This window comes from Nocardia sp. NPDC050406, from assembly GCF_044459025.1.
GTDB lineage: Bacteria > Actinomycetota > Actinomycetes > Mycobacteriales > Mycobacteriaceae > Nocardia.
In genome coordinates this window covers 889,631-906,764 of the sequence record NZ_JBITIM010000001.1, presented here as the reverse complement: position 1 = coordinate 906,764, position 17,134 = coordinate 889,631, and the positions used below count along the sequence as shown (strand labels likewise).

The window sequence follows — 17,134 nt, the reverse complement described above, 5'->3', positions numbered from 1 at the left end:
AAGAAAGAACAACCCCTCCATGACGCTGTACCGAATGACGGCCCGCGTGCGCGCCGCCGTCGCCCTGCTGATTCTCGCGCTGGTCGCGGTCGCGGGCTGTAGCAGTTCCACCACCGACGAGGCGAACAAGTCCGGCACCCGCGAGGTGCAGACCGAGCGCGGCGCTATCGCGGTGCCCGCCGACCCGCAGCGCATTGTCGTCGTCAACGGCTCACTCGCCGGATACCTCTACGACCTCGGGGCCAAGGTGCAGGCCGCCGACCCGCGCGTACTCGGCGTCACCCTGAAGCCCGGCGAATTCCCCACCGCCTGGGCCGAGGACGCGAAAAAGCAAGGCACCCAGGTGCTTCCCTCCGGTGACGACATCAACCTGGAGTTCATCGCCGCCCAGCAGCCCGACCTCATCATCGGCGGCGGACAAGGCTACCCGGGACAGCAGTCCATCGACGCCTACGACAAACTCGCCGCGATCGCCCCGACCGTGCTGGTGCCGTCGAACCTGACCGACTGGCAGGAACAGCTGAAGGTCGTCGCGAACGTGGTCGATCGGTCCGACAAGGTGGACGGCCTGATCAGCGCGTACAACGACAAGGTCGCGCAGGTCAAGGCCGGGATCAAGCCGCCGCAGGGCGCGGTGTCGGTGTTCCAGTCGCGCAAGGATCTCAAGCCGTCGGTGATCGCGCCCGGCACCCCGCTGGCCTCGCTGCTGACCGCTGTCGGCTTCACCATCGACGACAAGGTGGAGGCCAAGGCCGGTAACCCGACTCGCGCCGCTGCCGCCGACTGGGTGTCGTTCAGCCCGGAGCTGACCACCACCGTCGTCGACGCCCCGGCGCTGTTCGTCGTCCAGCTCGACGGCGGCCGCTCCATCGCCCAGCTGAAGGAAGACCCGATGCTGGCCAAGCTCCCGGCCTTCCAGGCCAACAAGGTCTACGAGCTGCCCGCCACCAGCCAGCGCCCCGACTACCGCAATGCCATGATCACCCTCGACCTGCTGGCGGAGCGCTTCCGGTGACAGCCGTCGGCGGCCTGCTCATCGACACCTCGCCGCTGCGCGCGAGCCGGGAGTTCCGGTGCGCCTTCGCGGCCCGGCTGGTATCGGTGCTCGGGATCGGACTGCTCATGGTGGCCCTGCCCGTGCAGGTCTACCAGCTCACCGGATCCTCCCTGCACGTCGCTGGCGTCACCACGGTCACCGCGGTCGCCCTGTTCGCCGGAAGTCTGGCGGGCGGGGTGATCGCGGACCGGTACGACCGCCGCGACGTCATCCAATTCTCGCGCAGCGCGGCGGGTCTCGGCTTTCTGGCGCTCGGCGTCAACGCGCTGCTACCGGACCCGTTCCTGGCCGTCATCTACGGCGCGGGCGTCGTGGACGGTCTGGCGGGCGGGGTCAGCGGATCGGCGCTCATGGCGCTGGTGCCCATGCTCGTGGGGCGCGAGAAGGTGGCCGCCGCCGGTGCGCTGACGGCCCTCACCTCGGATCTGGGCACCATGATCACACCGGCGGTGGCCGGTCTGCTCATCGCGAAAACCGGTGTGGGCCTGGCATTCTTCCTGGCGGCGGGTGCGACCGTCGCCACCGTCGGCTTCATTCGCGCCATCGGGCCACAACCGCCACCGGCGCGCGATGTCCAGCATCCTGTGCGGGAGCTGACCATCGGCATTCGTTTCGCCATGCAGCACAAGGCTATTCGCGCCGCGCTGCTGACGGGTTTGATCGCCATGCTGGTGAGCGGGCCACTCGTGCTGCTGCCCGCTCTCGTCGAACGCGAACTGGCCGCTGGCACAACGACACTCGGCGTGCTCTACGCCGCACCCGGTGCGGGTGCGGTGATCGGCTCGCTGACCAGCGGGTGGATCGGTCGCAGCCGCCGACCCGGGCGTGCGCTGCTCGTGTCGCTGGCGCTCATGCCGCTCGGCGTGATCGTCGCCGGACTCGCGCCGCACGCCGCGTGGGTGTCCCTGGGTCTGGCCGGATTCGGCATGGCCCGCGCCGTGAACATGGTGCTGCGCTACACGGTGCTCCAGCAGCAGGCCCCCGAGGAACTGCGTGGACGCATCTCGGGGCTGCTCATGGTGCAGGCCGTCACCGGGACCGCCGTCGGCTCGATGGTGGCCGGACTGGTGGGCCAATTCTTCGACCCCGCGACCGCACTCGTGGTCTACGGGCTGTCCGTACTGGTACTCGGCGCGGTGACGGCGCTCGCCGCCGCGCCGCTGTTGGGAAAGGAGACGCACTGATGGATCGAGCCGCCTATGCCGAACGCATCACCGAGGTGCTGTCGGGTTCGCATGGAGCCAAGGTCGGCTATCCGATCGGACTGTGCGCGGTGGAGGTCGTCCGCACGGTCACGGTTGGCGCGGGACTGGTGCGCATCACCTTTGGTGGGGAAGACTTGGCCGGTTTCCACAGCTATGTGCCGGATGAGCATGTGCGCCTGGTCTTTCCGGACGACGACGGCGTGCTGCGGCTGCCGCGCAAGGACGGGCTGTCGCTGGAATGGGGCAAGCCGCGACCGGTGTCGCGGGAATACACCGTGCGGCGGTTCAGCGCCGAAGATCGGGAACTGGATATCGACTTCGCCATCCATCCCGGTGGCCTGGCCTCGGACTGGGCGCTCGCCGCGACGCCGGGTACCAAGATGCACATCGCGGGACCGCCTGGGGGAGTGGTGGTTCCGACGACCTATGACAAGTATCTGTTCGCGGGGGATATCACCGCGCTGCCCGCCATCGCCCGGTGGCTGGAATGGTTGCCGAGAGCGTCGTCGGGGTGGGCGTTCATCGAGGTGGTCGGGCCCGATGAGGAGATCGTTATCGACGCGCCGCCCGGGTTCACGGTGCAGTGGGTGCATCGCGGCGACGCCGAACCGGGGACCGGTGACGCACTGGAGAAGGCCATGCGCGCGGTGGAAGTACCTGCCGGGGAACGGGTTTACGTGTGGCTGGCCGGTGAGTCGGGGGTGTTGAAGCCGCTCCGCCGGTGGGTGCGCCAGGACCTGGGCGTCAGCCCCAAGGACTATCTGATCGCCGGGTACTGGAAGCGCGGTGTGGCCGACTACGACCGAGACGAGTGAGGAAGACCATGAGCAACGAGAACACCGCCGTATCGGAGCGGCAGCGCGTAATCGACGACGTGGCAGCGGCTTTGGGCGTCAGCGCGGACGAGTTGACCGACGAGACCAATCTGCTCGACGCCGGACTGGATTCGGTGCGCATCATGTCGCTGGTGGAGAAGTGGCGGGCGGCCGGGTACGAGCACGTCGACTTCCCCAGCCTGGCAGCCGATCCGGTGCTCGGATCGTGGATCGACGTGTTGTCTTGACGGGTGGCGCGGCGCTCTCCGCGCCACCCCTCGGGGCGTCAGTTGCGGTAGGACCCGTCGGCGAGCACCTGTCGCAGATCCTTGCGGCTGATCTTGCCGACGCCGGTCTCCGGGAACTTCTCGACGATCACCACCGCATCGGGCATCTTCCACGCCGCGACGCCGCGTTCGCGGACGAAGGTGCGCACCGTGGTCAGGGTGAGCTTCGCCGTCGCGTCGACCGGTTGCACGAAAGCGCAGATGCGTTGCCCCAGTATCGGATCCGGCGTTCCCACGATCACCGCGTCGCGGATGTCGGGGTGCGCCAGCAGATGTCCTTCGAGCTCCTCCGCCGACACCTTCTCGCCACCGCGATTGACCCAGTCGCCCGCGCGGCCGCGCACCTCGAGATTGCCGTCCGGGCGCAGGCACACGATGTCACCGGTGCGGTACCAGCCGTCGGCGGTGAAGCTGCGGGCATTGGCGTCGGGATTGTCGTAGTAGCCGCGAATCGTGTACGGGCCCTGGGTGATCAGGTTACCGTCGGTGCCCGGCGGCACCTCGACACCATTGTCGTCGACCACCTTGACCTGGTCGTACTCGGACATCGGACGGCCCTGGGTGCCGATCACCACATCGGTGGGGTCGTCGAGTCGCGTGTAGCAGACGAGGCCCTCGGCCATACCGAACACCTGCTGCAATGTCACGCCCAGCGCCGGTCCGACGCGTTCGGCGAGCTCCTCCGGGCAGCGTGCGCCACCCACGAGAACCACTCGCAGGCTGGACAGATCCGGGGTGTTGCCTGCCTCGGCGCGCTCGACCCACAATCGTGCCAGCGGCGGCACCAGGCCGGTAATGGTCACGCCGAACCTCTCGATGAGCGCGAACGCGGTCGCCGGGGTGGGATCCGGCGTCATGGCCACGGTCCCGCCCGCCCACAGCGCGCCCAGAATGCCCGGCGAACTCATCGGAAAGTTGTGCGCCACCGGCAGTGTCGCCAAATACACGGTGTCGCTGTCGAGTTCACAGATCTCGGCGCTGCGCCGGACGCTGTAGAGGTAGTCGTCGTGCGTGCGGGGGATGAGCTTCGGAATGCCGGTGCTGCCGCCGGACAGTTGCAGGAACGCCACCTCACCGGCGTCCACGGCGGGCAGCTCGGCGGGTTCGTCGCGGAACTCGGCGATATCGCGGGCACCCTCGGGCAGCGCGGCCCCACCGTCGGCGACCACCAGAATGTGCCGCAGCGTATCCACCTGTCCGCGAATCGAATCCGCCAATGCCGCGTAGTCGAAACGCTGATGGACACCGCAGGTGATCATGGCCTTCGCGCCGCTGGCCGTGGCGATGGGCACCAGCTCGGCCTGTCGGTGCGCGGGCAGGCAGAACACCGGCAGCGCGCCCAGGCGGAACAGCGCGAAGATCACCTCCACGAATTCGGCGCGATTGGGCAGCTGCACCAGGACCCGGTCCTGGCGGCCGATACCGAGCCGGGCCAGACCCGTGGCCAGGGAGCGGGAACGGTGGTCGAGTTCGGCGTAGGTCCAGGTATTCGCCTCGTCCAGTACCGCGGTGGCGTCGGGCGTGGCCGCCGCGCGGGCGGTGAGCACATCTCCGAAGGTCTCTCCGGTCCAGCATTTCAGGTCTCGGTACCGCTGGGCATCGGCCGACGGCCACGGCGTGAAGCCGGGGAGAACGGTCGAAGGCATTGTGGGCCACCTCATTTCGGAGATTCGACGATTGACGCGTCCGGTGTCGGTCGGGCCGACGAACGAACGTCACACATTCTTATCAGGTTAGGCTAACCTTATGTTCATGATCGATTCGGAGGCGCGGGTGGTCGTGGTCACCGGGGCCGCCTCGGGGATCGGGGCGGCGGTCGCCGCCGCGCTCGCGCCGGGTGCGAAGGCCGTATCGCTGTGGGACCGTGATGTGCGGGTGCACGGGACGGCGGGTGAAATCAAAAGTGGCACACAGGGAGTCGTGGCGGCGGTCGAGATCGATGTGACCGATCGGGAGGCCGTCGCGGCGGCGTTCGATCGAGTTGTCGTCGAGCACGGGACGCCGGATGTCGTGGTGCACGCGGCCGGTGTGATGCACGCCGGGACCGCGTTGGACACCTCGGTCGAGGACTGGGAGCGCTCCATGGCGGTCAATGCCACCGGCACCATGCATGTCACCCAGTGCGCGGCGCGTGCGATGGTCGCCGCCGGGCGTGGGTCCATCGTGGTCGTATCGTCCAATGCCGCAAGCACTCCGCGCGTCGGAATGGCCGCCTACTGCGCCTCCAAAGCCGCGGCCACCGCGTACACCCGCGCCCTCGCCCTACAGGTCGCCCCGCACGGTGTGCGCGTGAATCTGGTGTCGCCCGGCTCCACCGATACCGCCATGCTGCGCGGCCTCTATGGCGACGACACCCTCGACGATGCCGCGCGAGCGAGTCTGCTCGACGGCGAACCCGAGGCCTACCGCCTCGGAATTCCCTTGCGGCGCATTGCCGCTCCCGCCGATATCGCCGCGGCGGTCCGCTTTCTGGTATCCGACGACGCACGCCATATCACCCTGCACGATCTGCGGGTGGACGGCGGCGCGACGCTCGATATGTGATTCGAGAGGACAATCCCATTCCTTCCCACAGCGCTGCCACCGCAGCAGACACTTCGGAGCCCGCTTTCGTCCTGGCCCGGCCACACCGGACCGTGGTCGGCAGGGGCGTCGGCCGGATATTCCACTCGGCCCGGGAGGCGGTCGACGCACTGCACTCGGGGCAGGTGAGCCACATTGTCGGTGCGCTGCCGTTCGCGCCGGACGCACCGGCCGCGCTCTTCGCGCCCGAGTCGGTGTCGGTGACGGCCGGTGCGTATCGGCCCGAGGCGCCGAAGAACCTGCCGCGCTTCGATATCGACGCCGCGTTGCCGTCGCCGGACACGCATATGCAGCGGGTGGCCGCCGCGGTGCGACTACTGGGCGATGAGAGTCATCCGCTGCGAAAGGTGGTGCTCGCGAGGGGGATTCGCGCCCGCGCCTCTCGGCCGCTGAAGCCCGTCGAGTTCTTGGATCTGTTGGTGTCGACCGATCCGGTGGGGAACGGCTTCCTCGTCGATCTCTCCGCCGCCGGAAACGACTATCGCGGTAGGCATTTCGTCGGCTCCAGCCCGGAGGTCCTGGTGCGGCGCGATGGCGGCGACGTGCTCAGCCACCCGTTGGCCGGATCGGCCCGCCGCGCGCCCGATGCCGACGCCGACCGCGCGGCCGCCGACAATCTGCTCGCGTCCTCGAAGGACCAGCACGAGCACCGGTACGTGGTCGATCAGGTCAGCGGTGTACTGCGTGACCGCTGCGCCACCGTCCACGCACCGGGCGGCCCGGAGCTCACGGGGACGCCGGAGATGTGGCATCTCGGAACGCCGATCACGGCGACCGTTCCGGCCGACGGGCCGTCGGCCTTGGAACTGGCCGCCGCACTGCATCCGACGCCCGCCATCTGCGGCACCCCGACCGCGGACGCCGCCCGGCTGATCGCGGAACTCGAGGGTGATCGCGGCTTCTACGCGGGCGCGGTTGGCTGGTGCGACGCCGACGGCAATGGTGAGTGGATGGTGAGCATCCGGTGCGCGGAGCTGGCCGCCGACGGCCTGAGTCTGCTCGCCCACGCGGGCGGCGGCATTGTCGCCGAATCCGATCCGGCCGCCGAATTGGCCGAAACCATCGGCAAATTCCAGCGCGTCCTCGGTCCGCTCGGTATCGCGGACCTGCCGGTCACGGTCGCCTGATCGGCGCACGAGACCACTGCCTTTCCGGCCATCGGCCGACGTCACCCACGCATACGACGAACCGGAGACCAGCTATGCCCATTCCCCCTATCGCGCCCTATGCCATGCCGACCGACGACGAGGTCATCGCGAACCAAGTGTCCTGGACGCTCGAACCGGGACGCACCGCGCTGCTGATCCACGACATGCAGCGGTACTTCCTCTCCGCGTACGACACCGCGCAGGAACCGGCGAGCACGCTGATTCGGAACATCGCGGCACTCCGAAATCGCTGCCACGAGTTGGGAATTCCCGTCATCTACACGATGCAGCCGGGCAACCAGCATCCGTCGCGACGCGGCATCCTCGCGGATTTCTGGGGTACCGGGATGTCGCAGGGGGCCGATACCGAGGTGGTCGCCGAACTGCGGCCGGACGCGCGGGACATCCAGGTCACCAAATGGCGCTACTCCGCCTTCCAGCGCACGGATCTCCGTGAACTGCTCGGCTACTACAACCGCGACCACCTCATGATCACCGGCGTCTACACCCATATGGGCTGCATGCTCAGTGCCGCAGAGGCTTTCATGAGCGATGTGCGGCCGTTCCTGGCCTCGGACGCCACTGCCGACTTCTCGCGCGACGAGCATGTCATGGCGCTCAACTATGTCGCCCGGCGTTGCGGCTCGGTGCTGTCGACCGCCGCGCTACTGGATCAATTGACCGATCCCCGATCGGTCCACGGAGGCATTTCGGGGATCGTGGCATAGCGAGGTCAGGAGTTCTTGCGAGTGCGGGAGCGGTGGCGTTCCCGTGCTACGCCAACCAAGCCGGTGAGTAGGGCCAAGGCTGTGATGATCATTCCCGCGAGCATCCAGCCTCGGTCTTCCACGCCGGTGGCGTTGAGCGTCCAGGTAGATCCGAGGACGCCGAAGAGTAAGAGGGTCAGGCCGGTCCCGTTGACGTTGTCGATCAGCGCGAGATTGTCTGTGTGCGAGCGGGTTTTGGTCATCGGGGACATCCGGACTGCTCCTCTAGGCGTACTGCTGGGGAAGGAACTATATGGTCAGCGATTCCCCGTTCGGTGAACCTCAAACGCATCATCTGTCCCATGGTCGTCACGGGGCACAGGGGTGGAGGCTCTCGAGGGTGGATTAATTGTGGGAGTGTGTGCGTCCGTCAGCCAGGAACGGGCGGATGTCTTGGGCGACATCTGTTTGAACGACATTAAGCGCGGTTGCGTCGTGTGCCTTTCCTGACTTTGGCTGACGCGACATTGGGTGCCGTTGGCCTGCGATTCCAGCCTGCGGACTGCACTAATGCTGTTTTAGAGATTTTTCACTGACAGATGCACCCGGGGGTTGTGGCGCGGCGGGGCCTTCGCCCGGGGTTGTCACCACGGGGGTTCGGGTGCGGCGGGTCTTGCTGTGTCGGGCCGTGATTGGCGTCGGCGGCGTGCCTCTATGCGGACGTCGGCCTGATACAGGACCTCGTCAAGATGATGCACATGATTGACCTCGAGTAGACCGGTCGGGTCCACGTGGGCGGGGGCTCGCCACCCGACGCTCACCACGGGGGTTGGGGGGCGGCGGGTTCGCTGCTCGGCGTTGTGCCCGATGGTGGTTCTGGTGAGGTGGGCGCGCTCGTCTGGGCGGTGCCTGGAGGGGCGGGCGCGGTGGAACCATGTGCGTTGGCGCGGGTTTCGCGGAGGTGGCGCGCCTCTATCCGGACGTCGGCCTGGTACAGGACCTCGCCGGGATGATGTACGTGGTTGACCTCGAGTAGACCGGTCGGGTCCACTTGCGCGGGGCTCGCCACCCGACTCTGCCCGGATGGTCCGAATTCGCGTCAAGGACTTCGGTTTCCCACCCCGACTGCGTGCCGGTGATTCTGGCATGGCACTGATCGCACGCCAACGTGAGGTTCTCGGTGTGGGTCAACCCGTCTTGGGCGAAGCCGAGGACATGATGCATCTGGCACATCGTGGCGGGCCGAACACCTGGGACGGGTGCAGCCGCGGTCGGTCGCGATGCGGGCGAGGCGCTGCCACTTGTTGGCCAACCGGACGCCGGGCGCGAGATGCAAGGGCTTGTTCTGGGTGTGGTCGAACACCATGAGTGTCGGGATCGCGCCTTCGGCCATTTCGAGCGCGGTCTTCATCGGCACCGTGCCGCCGGTCACCGTGGTGGCACGCCGGACGCCTTCCGACACATCCCACGGGGGCCTGGGGCGATGGGATTACCCCAGGACGATTCCGGGGGGTCTGGCGCGGGGTTGTCCCTCTTTGGGGACGCTCACCACGGGGGTTGGGACGCGGCGGGTTCGCTGCTCGACGTTGTGCCCGGTGGCGGTTCTGGTGCGGTGGGTGCGCTCGTCTGGGCTATGCCTGGAGAGGCTGGTGCGGTGGAACCATGTGCGGTGGCGCGGGTTTCGCGCAGGTGGCGTGCTTCTATACGGACGTCGGCCTGATACAAGACCTCGTCGGGATGATGCACATGATTGACCTCGAGTAGACCGTCTGGGTCTACATGCGCGGGCGCTCGCCAGCCCACTCTGCCGGGATGGTCCGAATTCTGGTCGAGGACTTCGGTTTCCCACCCCGAGGCGGTGCCGGTGATCCGTCCATGGCATTGATCGCACGCCAAGGTCAGGTTCTCGATGTGGGTCAAGCCGCCCTGGGCGAAGCCAAGGACATGATGCATCTGGCACATCGTCGCCGGAGCCGAACATCCCGGGCGCGTGCAGCCACGATCGGTCGCGATGCGCGCGAGGCGCTGCCACTTATTGGCCAGGCGCACACCAGGAGCGAGATGCAGCGGCTTGTTCTGGGTGTGGTCGAACACCATCAGCGTCGGGATGCTGCTTTCGGCCATCTCCAAAGCGGTCTTCATCGGCACCGTGCCACCGGTCGCGGTGGTCGCACAGCCCGACGCCTTCTCCACATCCTCGACAGTCATGGTCAGCACAACACTGACGGGGATGCCGCGATGGTCGCCGAGGTTCTGGGGACCGCCGTGCTTGAGGTAGGCGAGCAGCGCGTCGTGATTGCGCTGCGCCTGACTGCGCGTGTCACGCGCGGCAGCCGCCTCGACGATGCTGCGATCGTCCCCATCGGGATCGGCCACCATGGGGCTCTCGGGATCGTCCGGGTTGCACATCCCTGGGCGTGCCCACTTCGCCAACATGGTGTCGAGAAACGCGGTGGCCTCGGGGTTGAACAGCCCCTTGAATTCGATCATGCCGTCGATGCGTTGCGTGCTGCGCACCAACGACCGCATCCGCGCCCGATCACGGTCGGAGGTCAACTTCCCATCGGGATCGAGGAAGGCGAGGATCCGCTCCCCGACCTTCTTGAGCCCGTCGGGCGTGCACACCCGCGCGGACTCGACCAGCCGTTCTTCCGCCTCGGTCCGCGACTGCTGTTCGACACTGGCGGGGATACGGTCCATCACCGAAATGATCACCCGCACATGGTCGGCGGAGACTTCGCCCGCGGCTTGCGCGGCCGCGGTCAACGGCAGTGCGGGCGGCAGGTAGCCGTTCGGGCTGAAGCGGCGATCGTCGAGGTGCTCGGCCGCGTTCGTCCGCGCGGCCGCGTCGCCCTTGGACAGATTGAGGGTTTCGACGAGGAAGCTGCGCACCCCGGCGGTCGGGCTGAATCCGTACCGCTGGGCGAGGCCGCGGTCGCGACCGCTTGCGCGAAGCGGTGTTGCACGACGGCGACTTTGCGGGCGAAGGCTTCGAATTCACGCATGTGGTCGATGAACTCGTCATCCGGCAAAGTGGTGCATGAATTGTCGAGCAGGGAATCGAGGAGGACGTCGAGGTTCGCCAGTGTGGCGACCACGCCTTTCTCGTTGATTTCCCCGCCCGAAGTCATGCATCGATTCTATCGCGAAATGCGTTGCCCCAGTGCAGGAATTATTTCTGATATAAGGATCTTCAAATTCTGCTATCTGTCGGATGATGCAAGGATTTTCGCGCTCCGAACGTCTGCCCGATAAGCGAGATTGAGCCGAGCGGCTCCCCAACTCAGTGCCCATATCAACGCCAGTGAACATACGAGCACGATCAAGCACGCCGCTGTGTACAACCACGCTGGATGATCGAATGATCGCTCTCGCTGCAGCACAGTGATCTCGGAGACGAACGGCCGTGTGAAGTCTCCGACCGCTGGAACGCCTTGCGCGCCGATCGCCGGGTCGTCCGGCAGATACACCGGGAGCGATGTGAGGACGGTTCCGTCGTGCAGGCGTAGCACCGTCTTCCATTCCCCGTGTGCGGGAACGGATCTGGTGCTCACGTAATGGCCGCGGCCGACTTCGCGCAGCTCGTCGACGACCAATCCTCGGCCCGGTGTCGCGGCCCCGGTGCCGCCTTGCCAGCTCAGGATCTGTACCCATTCGGCATCTGAGCTGACTACATCGCTGGGGGAGACGGTTACGTCGGCGGTCACCATTCGGCCGCCGTCCACGGCTGGGGCGTCGCTCAATCGTACTGTGGCAGTGGCGTTTTCCGGTACTTCGGTGCGCAAGCCGTTGGCTGTGGCAGCGGCGGCGATCAGGACCGCCGCGACGACTACGCCGCGCCTGATCGCGGGTCGGGGGAGCTGTTCACCGCGCAGCACGAATCCCAGCATGACTCCGAGTGCGCCGCCCGCGATTCCGACGGGCACCGCCATGGCGAGCGCCTCTGGCCACATCCCCATCGGCCACGAGTCGACGAACATTTCGCCCACCCACAGGGATTCGAGCCAGAGGCCCACGGTCGCGACCGCGAGACCGGTCGCCGCGCCCCACCACAGTGGTTTGCGTGCCAGGGGTAGCAGGCCCATCAGTTCGACCACTACCGCCATTCCGAGATACAGCGGGAACGCATTGTTCGGAGCGCCGAGTACCGGGCCGACGAAGACCGCGATCACGCCGCGCACGATCATCGCGAAGATGACCGCGACCAGCGCTGCCCCGCGCCCGAGCGTGTAGCGCGCCGCGATCAACGCGACCGCCGCGGCTGCCACCATCAACATCGGCTGGAACACCAGCCGGAACTGCGGGACGCCGAAGTCGAATTCCACTTGGTACACCGACAGTCCGATGAGTAGACCGCCGAAGGCGAAGGTGCGGACCAGCCACATCCACCGCCCATCGGCGCGCTCCGGGTCGGGCTTGTCCAGGCGTCCCTCGAACTCCAGCAGCAACACCGCGACGAGCGACAAACCGGCGCCGCCGATGAGCATGAGATGCGTTGGCCCCCAGAGTGTTACATCCTGGCCGAACAGGCGATGCCAAATGTCGTCGAGGGGAAAGCCGATGAGCGCGTACAGTCCTGCGGCCGCCATCAGCACCCCGCCGACCGGCGCGTACCAATTCCGGGTGATGCGAATGGCCGCGGGGCCGGGCTTCTCGTCCAGGGGCAGCAGGATGGCGAGCATCCCGGCTACCAGCAGGAAGAACAGTCCGACCATGATGAAGTAGTGCGCCGGGTTCGCCAGCGGGCCTTCGTCGCGGCCGCGGCCGATGTGCAGGCTCACGTCCCAGATGAATCCGAGCATGGCCGTGAGAATGGTGGTGATGAAGACCGCCAGGGGTAGCGCCACCCATCCGGGGCGGTTGGACCACGCGCCGAGTCGGTCGGCGGCGGCGCCCAGCCAGGTGATGCGCCGAGTGCGGTGTAGGTACCCGACGACTAGTAATGCCGCCGTTATGACAAACGCGCTTCCGGTCAGTATCGCGACCTGATCCAATGCGGCGCCGCCGCCCTCCGGACCTTCCGCCCTCACCGTGATATCCGTGCCCATGGGTCAAGCTCCGTGCTATTCGAGTTGTCTGTCACCGCGAGTTCCCATAAAACCGAGAGGTATGCCTGCTAACCGTTTCCTCGGGTAACCGATGGGTAACCGATCAGGAGTGGGGGACAGGGAGGCGTTCGCGATGGTGACGGTGGTGTTGGTCGACGATCACGAGGTCGTCCGGGTTGGGCTTCGAGACCTCATCGAGAGCACCGACGATCTGGTGGTGGTCGGTGAGGCGGGTACTTACGCCGAGGCCAAACGGCGGCTACCGCCGCTGCGACCGGACGTGGCGGTGCTCGATGTGCGCTTGCCCGACGGTAGCGGCGTCGAACTGTGCCGCGAGCTGTTGGCTGCCTCGCCTCGCACGCGGTGTTTGATGCTGACATCCTTCGTGGACGAATCCTCGATGATCGGCGCTGTCCTGGCGGGGGCGAGTGGATTCCTGGTGAAGGATGTGCGCGGGACCGAACTCATCGAAGCCATTCGTGCGGTGGCGGCGGGGCGGTCGCTGCTCGACGAGCGCGCTACGGCGGCGCTCATGGCGAAGCTGCGCGAGCAGCATGCCCCGGGGCCGCTGTCGAATCTGACCGATCGGGAGCGCACGGTGCTCGAATATCTCGGCCAGGGGCTCACCAATCGGCAGATCGCGCGGCGAATGTTCTTGTCCGAGAAGACGGTCAAGAACTACGTGTCGCAGCTGTTGAACAAGCTCGAGGTGGAGGGCCGCACTCAGGCGGCGGTGTTGGCGGCCAAACTCGGGCTGCCCGGATCGCCCGAGAACTAGCGCTCCACCACTTCCTCCAACGGTCGGCGCGGGGTGTGCGGCAGCGGTGCGGCGCTGGTCGGCACCCATCCGATGCGCACCATCGCCTGCGGGTGGGCGCAATTCTGCAAGACCTGCGCGCGGATATCGTCGCGCAGCTCCGGCACGCCGAGCGGTTCGGTTTGCAGGCAGGTCGACAGGCCCAGCTCCGTCGCGCTCAACAGCATGGCGCTGATGGCCTCACCGGCACGCAGTCGAGACAATCGGTCGTCGGCGGGCGTGCAGACCACCAGCCACTCGGCGGCATCCGGATGTTCGGTACGGTCGGCCAGTCCGGGTTCGTTGAACACCCGCACCGGAATCTCGTCGTCGGCACCGGGGCACGGAGTGTTGGCGGCGGGTACGCCGTCGGTGGTGCCGCGCCGACCGCTCCAGGCGGCGAGTTCGCGCTGATACGCCGGATCGGCGGCGTGTCGGCGGGCCGCTTCCCGGGCCGGACGCGCCAACCTCGATCGCAACCCGTCCGGCACATGTCGCGCTGTGGCACCGAATCGCGTTGCCTGGCTGGAGATTCGGCGTACATACGGGGAGGGCACCTGCCACCAGCTGTAGCGTCTGCGGTCGGAGCGGCGGTGCATGAGGGCGGCGGCGAGGGCGAAATCGGCCGGGCGCGGTTCCCGGGGGCGGAATTCGACGGTGGCGAGATGCTCGGTGTCCGCGGGGTTCGGCAAGTGTCGTACATCGGCGGACCACCCGAGGACCGCCATGGCCACCCGCAGATGATGCAGTGCCGCACCGCAACTCAACACCAGTCCCCGCCGTTGCGGGTCGGTGGCGACGAGGTGGCGACCGGGGTCGGCGTACAGGTCGACGGTGCGTCCGTCAATGCGCCAGCGCCACGGCTGGGAATTGTGCACGGACGGCGCGCGCACGGCCATATCGAGCGCGGCTTCCAGGGTGTCGAGGCTCGGCTGGGCGAGGCTCATGGGTGCGGTTCCATCCTTCCGATCAGCGTCGAGTGCCGCGGGTCAGAGGTGTCCGCGTGCTGCGCCGTAATCGAGTGTGGTTATAACCGCGACCGTTCACACCGGTCCGAAGGTCCCGAATCTCCGGTCCGAAAGTCCGGGCGGGCTCGTGCGAAACCCGCCCGGACGGCCGTCAGACGCGGACGCGTCGCAGCGATTCGGGGGTGAGGTCCTTCACGGTCGGATATCCGTCCACCGCCATGATCAGATCCGCCTCCGCGAGCAGCGCGCGCAGCACGTGTACGACTCCCTCGACGCCGCCGAGCGCGAGTCCGTACGCGTAGGGGCGGCCGACGCCGACCGCGCTCGCACCCAGCGCCAGCGCCTTGACGATATCCGCGCCGGTGCGCACCCCGGAGTCGAACAGCACCGGCACGCCCTGGGACGCGGCGACCACCTCGGGCAGTACATCCACCGCGGGCAGTCCGCCATTGGCTTGGCGGCCACCGTGATTGGAGCAGTAGATGCCATCGGCCCCGGCATCCACCGCGCGTCGCGCGTCATCGGGATGGCAGATGCCCTTCACGATCAGCGGCAGCGTGGTGAGCGAGCGAAGCCACGGCAGATCGTCCCAGGTGAGCGGATTGCCGAAGAGCTGCACCCAGCGCAGGATCGCCGACTGCGGATCCTCTTCCGGTGTGCGTGCCAGCCCGGCGCGGAAGACCGGATCGGTGAAGTAGTTGGCCAGGCAGTGGCCCCGCAGCTGCGGAAAGTTTCCGGTCGCCAGGTCGCGCGGTCGCCAGCCGGTCACCCAGGTGTCGAGGGTGACGACAATGCCCTGGTACCCGGCCCGTTCGGCGCGCTGGACCAGGCTCGCGGCCAGTTCGCGATCGGTCGGGGTGTAGAGCTGGAAGAACCCGGGGGTGTCCCCGAACTCGGCCGCGACCTCCTCCATCGGATCGACCATGAGGGTCGAGGCCACCATCGGCACACCCGTGCGCGCCGCCGCGCGAGCGGTCGCCACATCGCCGTGCCCGTCCTGCGCGCAGAGGCCGATCACCCCGATCGGCGCCAGGAAGACCGGTGCGGGCCAGGTCGTTCCGAACAGCTCGACCGACAGATCGCGCTCCTTCGCGCCGACGAACATGCGCGGGATCAGGCCCCAGCCGTCGAAGGCGGTCACATTGGCGTCCTGGGTGCGCTCGTTGCCCGCGCCGCCCGCGACGTACGACCACACCGAGGGCGGCATGGCGGCCCGGGCGCGATCGCGTAACTCGTCGAACGTCATGGGCAGGGTGGGCACCACCCCGCGTAGCCCATTGAAGTAGATCTCGTTCTGGTAGTCGCCGAACGCCATCTCACGCCCTCTCTGTTGCTCGCCGCATGTTCCCACTACTGTGCGATATCGAGTCGGTCACTCGACTCCAGTGCAGGAAACACACCAAACAAGGAATGCAGATGCAGGAAAACGATGAGCTGTTGAGCGAGGACGACCTCGCGCTCATCCATGCCCTGCAATTGCGACCCCGCGCCGCCTGGGTCGAGCTCGGCCGGGCGTTGGGCGTGGATCCCGTCACCGTCGCGCGGCGCTGGCAGCGGCTCGAGCGCCGCGGCGCGGCCTGGGTCGCCATGTCGCCCGGCCCGCGACTGCTCGAGCGAATCTGCGTCGCCTACCTCGATATCGCCTGTGCGGCAGGGGAATCCGCGAGCGTGGTGGCCGAGTTGGCGCGGCATCCGCATATGCTCACCCTCGAACGCGCGGGCAGCCACCAGATTCTGGCCACCGTCGCCACCGGTGATCTGGCCGCCATGTCGCGCTACACCCTCGATGTCCTGCCCGCCGTCCCGCATCTCGCGGGGGTCCGCGCGCACCTGGTGACGCACATGTTCACCGAGGGCGGCGACTGGCGCATCGACGCGCTCGCCCCCGATCAGCGTGTCCAGCTCACCACCCCGGCCGCCCGACCACCCTCGTCGCGCGATCGCGGTCGGGTCACCGACGGCGACCGCGCCCTGATCGCCGCGCTGGCCCGCGACGGTCGCGCCTCCTATGCCGCGCTCGCCACCGTGCTGGGCACGGGCACCGCCTCCGTCAAACGCCGCATCCACGAATTGACCGGTCTCGGCCTCCTGCGCTTCCGCTGCGATTTCGCGCGCCCGCTCGGCGGCTGGCCCGTCGCCGTCACCTTCTGGGCCAATGCTCCCGCCGCCGAGCTGCGCCGTATCGGCCACGCCCTCGTCGCGCTGCCGCAGACCCGCAATTGCGCCGCCATCAGCGGTCCACGCAATCTGGTAGTGCAGGCCAGTCTGCATTCGGTGCACGATGTGCTGCGCTTCGAATCCCAGCTCGCCGCCGACCATCCGGAGCTGCGCATCGCCGAGCGGGTCGTCACCCTGCGCCACGAGAAGCTGCTCGGCCGCCTGCTCGATCCGCTGGGCCGCTCGGTAGCCGTTGTGGCCCCGGATATCTGGCAAGACCCTGGCAATCCCGACTGAGTGCGAACCGTCGGAGGCCGCTGGGCGGTATTCGATCATGAGCAGCGCCGCCGCCGCTACGGTGGG

The 17,134-nt window shown here is 67.5% G+C and carries 15 protein-coding genes and 1 pseudogene; 9 read left to right on the top strand and 7 right to left on the bottom strand.

What is annotated here, in order from left to right:
- Positions 1 to 19 precede the first annotated feature (19 nt).
- The 4 genes from ACIBH2_RS04225 to ACIBH2_RS04210 are packed head-to-tail and all read left to right on the top strand — an operon-like array spanning position 20 to position 3,325.
- Positions 20 to 1,015, top strand: coding sequence for an ABC transporter substrate-binding protein (locus ACIBH2_RS04225; protein WP_397113276.1), 996 nt, complete (start codon positions 20 to 22; stop codon positions 1,013 to 1,015).
- Positions 1,012 to 2,241 (top strand): enterobactin transporter EntS, encoded by a 1,230-nt coding sequence (entS, locus tag ACIBH2_RS04220; protein WP_397113274.1) that lies wholly within the window; start codon positions 1,012 to 1,014, stop codon positions 2,239 to 2,241. Before ACIBH2_RS04225 ends, entS begins: the two co-directional genes overlap by 4 nt.
- Entirely contained in the window at positions 2,241 to 3,077 is an 837-nt protein-coding gene (locus ACIBH2_RS04215; protein WP_397113272.1) for a siderophore-interacting protein, read from the top strand. Before entS ends, ACIBH2_RS04215 begins: the two co-directional genes overlap by 1 nt.
- 8 nt (positions 3,078 to 3,085) lie before the next feature.
- The gene (locus ACIBH2_RS04210) at positions 3,086 to 3,325 is read left to right on the top strand and encodes a phosphopantetheine-binding protein (protein WP_397113270.1); all 240 of its coding nucleotides are present in this window, start codon (positions 3,086 to 3,088) and stop codon (positions 3,323 to 3,325) included.
- Positions 3,326 to 3,363: 38 nt separating this feature from the next.
- On the opposite strand, the gene ACIBH2_RS04205 is transcribed toward ACIBH2_RS04210, so the two are convergent.
- Positions 3,364 to 5,010, bottom strand: coding sequence for a (2,3-dihydroxybenzoyl)adenylate synthase (locus tag ACIBH2_RS04205; protein WP_397113268.1), 1,647 nt, complete (start codon positions 5,008 to 5,010; stop codon positions 3,364 to 3,366).
- A gap of 100 nt (positions 5,011 to 5,110) precedes the next feature.
- Between ACIBH2_RS04205 and ACIBH2_RS04200 the strand changes: the two genes are divergently transcribed.
- The 3 genes from ACIBH2_RS04200 (at position 5,111) to ACIBH2_RS04190 (ending at position 7,823) form a co-directional block, all read left to right on the top strand.
- Complete coding sequence (locus ACIBH2_RS04200) at positions 5,111 to 5,908, top strand: SDR family oxidoreductase (protein ID WP_397113266.1); 798 nt, start codon at positions 5,111 to 5,113, stop codon at positions 5,906 to 5,908.
- A gap of 17 nt (positions 5,909 to 5,925) precedes the next feature.
- On the top strand, positions 5,926 to 7,074 hold the full coding sequence (locus tag ACIBH2_RS04195; RefSeq protein ID WP_397116806.1) for an isochorismate synthase MenF: 1,149 nt from the start codon (positions 5,926 to 5,928) through the stop codon (positions 7,072 to 7,074).
- 74 nt (positions 7,075 to 7,148) lie between these two features.
- Positions 7,149 to 7,823 carry an isochorismatase family protein gene (locus ACIBH2_RS04190; RefSeq protein WP_397113264.1) on the top strand — a complete coding sequence of 225 codons (675 nt, stop codon included), beginning with the start codon at positions 7,149 to 7,151 and terminating at the stop codon, positions 7,821 to 7,823.
- Between the two features lie 5 nt (positions 7,824 to 7,828).
- Here the strand turns inward: ACIBH2_RS04190 and ACIBH2_RS04185 are convergent, their stop codons facing one another.
- From ACIBH2_RS04185 to ACIBH2_RS04170, 4 genes and pseudogenes are all read right to left on the bottom strand, one after another.
- A complete protein-coding gene (locus tag ACIBH2_RS04185) occupies positions 7,829 to 8,074 on the bottom strand; it encodes a hypothetical protein (protein WP_397113262.1) in 246 nt (81 codons plus the stop codon).
- An 880-nt stretch (positions 8,075 to 8,954) separates the two neighbouring features.
- A pseudogene (locus tag ACIBH2_RS04180) lies at positions 8,955 to 9,026 on the bottom strand (hypothetical protein); the annotation flags it as partial.
- Between the two features lie 321 nt (positions 9,027 to 9,347).
- Positions 9,348 to 10,694 (bottom strand): DUF222 domain-containing protein, encoded by a 1,347-nt coding sequence (locus ACIBH2_RS04175; RefSeq protein WP_397113260.1) that lies wholly within the window; start codon positions 10,692 to 10,694, stop codon positions 9,348 to 9,350.
- Between the two features lie 311 nt (positions 10,695 to 11,005).
- On the bottom strand, positions 11,006 to 12,850 hold the full coding sequence (locus ACIBH2_RS04170; RefSeq protein WP_397113258.1) for a hypothetical protein: 1,845 nt from the start codon (positions 12,848 to 12,850) through the stop codon (positions 11,006 to 11,008).
- A 133-nt stretch (positions 12,851 to 12,983) separates the two neighbouring features.
- Between ACIBH2_RS04170 and ACIBH2_RS04165 the strand changes: the two genes are divergently transcribed.
- On the top strand, positions 12,984 to 13,628 hold the full coding sequence (locus ACIBH2_RS04165) for a response regulator (protein ID WP_397113256.1): 645 nt from the start codon (positions 12,984 to 12,986) through the stop codon (positions 13,626 to 13,628).
- Here the strand turns inward: ACIBH2_RS04165 and ACIBH2_RS04160 are convergent.
- Complete coding sequence (locus tag ACIBH2_RS04160) at positions 13,625 to 14,593, bottom strand: Acg family FMN-binding oxidoreductase (protein ID WP_397113254.1); 969 nt, start codon at positions 14,591 to 14,593, stop codon at positions 13,625 to 13,627. The two genes, ACIBH2_RS04165 and ACIBH2_RS04160, sit on opposite strands and share 4 nt — an antisense overlap.
- A 172-nt stretch (positions 14,594 to 14,765) precedes the next feature.
- On the bottom strand, positions 14,766 to 15,929 hold the full coding sequence (locus tag ACIBH2_RS04155) for a lactate 2-monooxygenase (RefSeq protein ID WP_397113252.1): 1,164 nt from the start codon (positions 15,927 to 15,929) through the stop codon (positions 14,766 to 14,768).
- 101 nt (positions 15,930 to 16,030) lie between these two features.
- On the opposite strand from ACIBH2_RS04155, the gene ACIBH2_RS04150 reads away from it, so the two are divergent.
- Positions 16,031 to 17,068 carry an Lrp/AsnC family transcriptional regulator gene (locus ACIBH2_RS04150; RefSeq protein WP_397113250.1) on the top strand — a complete coding sequence of 346 codons (1,038 nt, stop codon included), beginning with the start codon at positions 16,031 to 16,033 and terminating at the stop codon, positions 17,066 to 17,068.
- Positions 17,069 to 17,134 lie beyond the last annotated feature (66 nt).

Bases quoted from the DNA above. Each gene is read 5' to 3' on its own strand.
- ACIBH2_RS04225 (WP_397113276.1), top strand. From the start codon at position 20: ATGACGCTGTACCGAATGACGGCCCGCGTGCGCGCCGCCGTCGCCCTG.
- ACIBH2_RS04215 (WP_397113272.1), top strand. From the start codon at position 2,241: ATGGATCGAGCCGCCTATGCCGAACGCATCACCGAGGTGCTGTCGGGT.
- ACIBH2_RS04210 (WP_397113270.1), top strand. From the start codon at position 3,086: ATGAGCAACGAGAACACCGCCGTATCGGAGCGGCAGCGCGTAATCGAC.
- ACIBH2_RS04205 (WP_397113268.1), bottom strand. From the start codon at position 5,010: ATGCCTTCGACCGTTCTCCCCGGCTTCACGCCGTGGCCGTCGGCCGAT.
- ACIBH2_RS04200 (WP_397113266.1), top strand. From the start codon at position 5,111: ATGTTCATGATCGATTCGGAGGCGCGGGTGGTCGTGGTCACCGGGGCC.
- ACIBH2_RS04190 (WP_397113264.1), top strand. From the start codon at position 7,149: ATGCCCATTCCCCCTATCGCGCCCTATGCCATGCCGACCGACGACGAG.
- ACIBH2_RS04185 (WP_397113262.1), bottom strand. From the start codon at position 8,074: ATGTCCCCGATGACCAAAACCCGCTCGCACACAGACAATCTCGCGCTG.
- ACIBH2_RS04170 (WP_397113258.1), bottom strand. From the start codon at position 12,850: ATGGGCACGGATATCACGGTGAGGGCGGAAGGTCCGGAGGGCGGCGGC.
- ACIBH2_RS04165 (WP_397113256.1), top strand. From the start codon at position 12,984: ATGGTGACGGTGGTGTTGGTCGACGATCACGAGGTCGTCCGGGTTGGG.
- ACIBH2_RS04160 (WP_397113254.1), bottom strand. From the start codon at position 14,593: ATGAGCCTCGCCCAGCCGAGCCTCGACACCCTGGAAGCCGCGCTCGAT.
- ACIBH2_RS04155 (WP_397113252.1), bottom strand. From the start codon at position 15,929: ATGGCGTTCGGCGACTACCAGAACGAGATCTACTTCAATGGGCTACGC.
- ACIBH2_RS04150 (WP_397113250.1), top strand. From the start codon at position 16,031: ATGCAGGAAAACGATGAGCTGTTGAGCGAGGACGACCTCGCGCTCATC.